The following is a 2,278-nucleotide window of genomic DNA, read 5'->3' as shown; positions in this document are numbered from 1 at the left end:
TCTTCTATTATATATTCCATATAATTTTTAACCGAGTTTATATTTTTCTTTATCTCATCTAACGTAATATCTTGGCTCGAGTTTATATTTTTCTTTATCTCATCTAACGTAATATCTTGGCTCGCATTTACAAATGTTTTCTCTCCATGCGCCAAACTATTTCTCTTATTTTTTACTATCAAAAGAAATTTGTCTGATTCTTTATTTACAATCTGTATTCCTATATTTTCAGAAATTTTTCGAATCTCTCTTGCATCTAAATTACCTGAAAACAATTTCAAATATCTGCTCAACTCCAGATAACTAATTTCGCATATTTTTTCTTTTTCACTCTCATATAATTTCTTTAATTCATTCTCTTTAGAACCAATACGTTTTAGATGATATTTATAAATTAAATTTTGAAAAGCTTCCGGTAATTTATCAACCGGAAGCTTTTTTTCGCAAACACTATCAAATAATTCTGTCAGCAAATTACTCATCGTTCCCTCAATCGCATTGTACACCATCAAAAGTAACGATGATTTCAAAAGAAGCTGATTTTCAATCTTTTTATTCTCATCCAGTTCTAGGATTCGTATCATTAAATCCATATCATTGAAACGACTTTCTAAATCATTCCTTGCGGCAATCAACTGCTTCCCCATATTTTAACAATCCTTCTTTTATATAATCAATTCTCGTTCGAATTGTTTTTGCTCTATGTGTTTGATATCTTCCGGAAACAGAAGTAATAAATTTATCATCTGTCAGCAATAATTTTGCTTTTTCCTTTGAAACAGACAAATTTTCTTTATCTTTTAATGCCAGATATGCACCAACTGACAATGCCTCAAAATATGGTCTTGCCACCTGCCGTGCTTTCTCATTTTTTGCAAAACCATAGGGATAATATTTTTCTACAAAGTCCATGGTAATTTCAAATCGATGCTGCATTTCTTTTTTCATTGTATCATCAAAAGAAGCATTTTTATCTCGCATATACTCGTCTAATTGTTTCGATATTCCTTTTGAATCACTATACTTTGGATACCATTCGGAAAAGGCAAAGAAACGCAGCAAAAGTTCTTCCCCTTCCTGGCGTTTTTCCAACCATTTTGCAATTGGTGTCAATTTTTTAAATCTTTCATCCGCAGCTAATTGACAAATGAAGTCGTTAAATTTTCCAGTATAAATTCCTTTTCGATATTCCATATCTTTCAACAAATCACTGCCCCGGTTAATCCGTTCGAAAATATCATTTTTCGTTTCATCCGTTGTGCGTTCTGATAAGACAATCATTTTTAAAGAAATATTTTTAAATTTTCTCTGACGGGATATACTTAAGTCTGTAAACTTTAAATTATTCAAATCCGGTACTTTTTCAAGCCCTCTGATTTTTAAATTATCATTGATATATGCTGCCAACGTTCGAATTCTCTGCGATCCATCAACAATTTCATAACGCCCCTCCGAAGTCTCGGCCAAAAATATATACGGAATTGGCAATCCTATCATCAAAGACTCTATAAAACGAGATTGCCTGTTTTCATCCCATACAAACTCACGCTGATATTCCGGCACAAAAAACTCATTCTCATCTTTTTCCAAACCATTCAGATACTTTTGAACGATGATCTCAATCGTATATTCTTTTATATCAAATGCAACATTTCTCTGCTGATCATCTATCTCTTTCTCCAGCATATTCATAAATGCCTCACCAGAAATGTTTCTGCTATCCTTCATAAACGTTCACTCTCCCCCTCTCCACTGATAACTGATTTTTTGTGCCTATAATTAATTTTTCTACTTTTTTATTCATCCTTGATTCCTTTTATTATGATATTTTATACTTTTATTAACTGTTGCCTTTATCCCAAAATCCACCAAACTATTTCTCACCATTTCTAATTTTCTTGTCGAATAAATTTTCATCATTTCATCTAGTACAAAAATCAAAGTTCTGTTAATTATCCCCGGATTTTTCACTTGTTCCTTGTCAATATCATTCAAGCATCCATCAAACTCAGAAAATATTTTTTCATAAATCAAATTCACATCGCAAAACTTATAACTCTCCCGTAACCACTCGTACTCTGGTTCGATATATTTTGCATATTGAAATGACGTCCTCACTTTTTCATTATTTACAATAATGGATATAAAATTTTTAATTTCGTCTTTTGTAAGGTTATTATTACTTGTAAAAGCTTTTAAGCATTGTATCACTTTTGCAATTGTGTATTCAGAAATATGAATTTTTTCATTGTCCGATAATGCTATATTACGTTTTAAA

At 31.3% G+C, this 2,278-nt stretch carries 3 protein-coding genes; all 3 read right to left on the bottom strand.

Annotated elements, in window-relative coordinates; genetic code table 11:
• Window positions 1-647 (bottom strand): MAE_28990/MAE_18760 family HEPN-like nuclease (locus tag DWX91_RS16185; protein WP_147354439.1); only part of this gene is annotated, 647 nt, incomplete at its 3' end.
• Window positions 616-1,728 carry a DUF262 domain-containing protein gene (locus DWX91_RS16180; RefSeq protein ID WP_207663644.1) on the bottom strand — a complete coding sequence of 371 codons (1,113 nt, stop codon included), beginning with the start codon at window positions 1,726-1,728 and terminating at the stop codon, window positions 616-618. The genes DWX91_RS16180 and DWX91_RS16185, both read right to left, overlap by 32 nt.
• A gap of 72 nt (window positions 1,729-1,800) precedes the next feature.
• The coding region (locus tag DWX91_RS16885) for a hypothetical protein (RefSeq protein ID WP_182435126.1) at window positions 1,801-2,278 on the bottom strand (478 nt) is incomplete at its 5' end.

It is taken from the genome of Clostridium sp. AF22-10 (assembly GCF_003478725.1).
Classification (GTDB): Bacteria; Bacillota; Clostridia; order Lachnospirales; family Lachnospiraceae; genus Otoolea; species Otoolea fessa.
The sequence above is the reverse complement of the archived record's forward strand: the minus strand, read 5'-3'. Positions and strand labels throughout refer to the sequence as shown.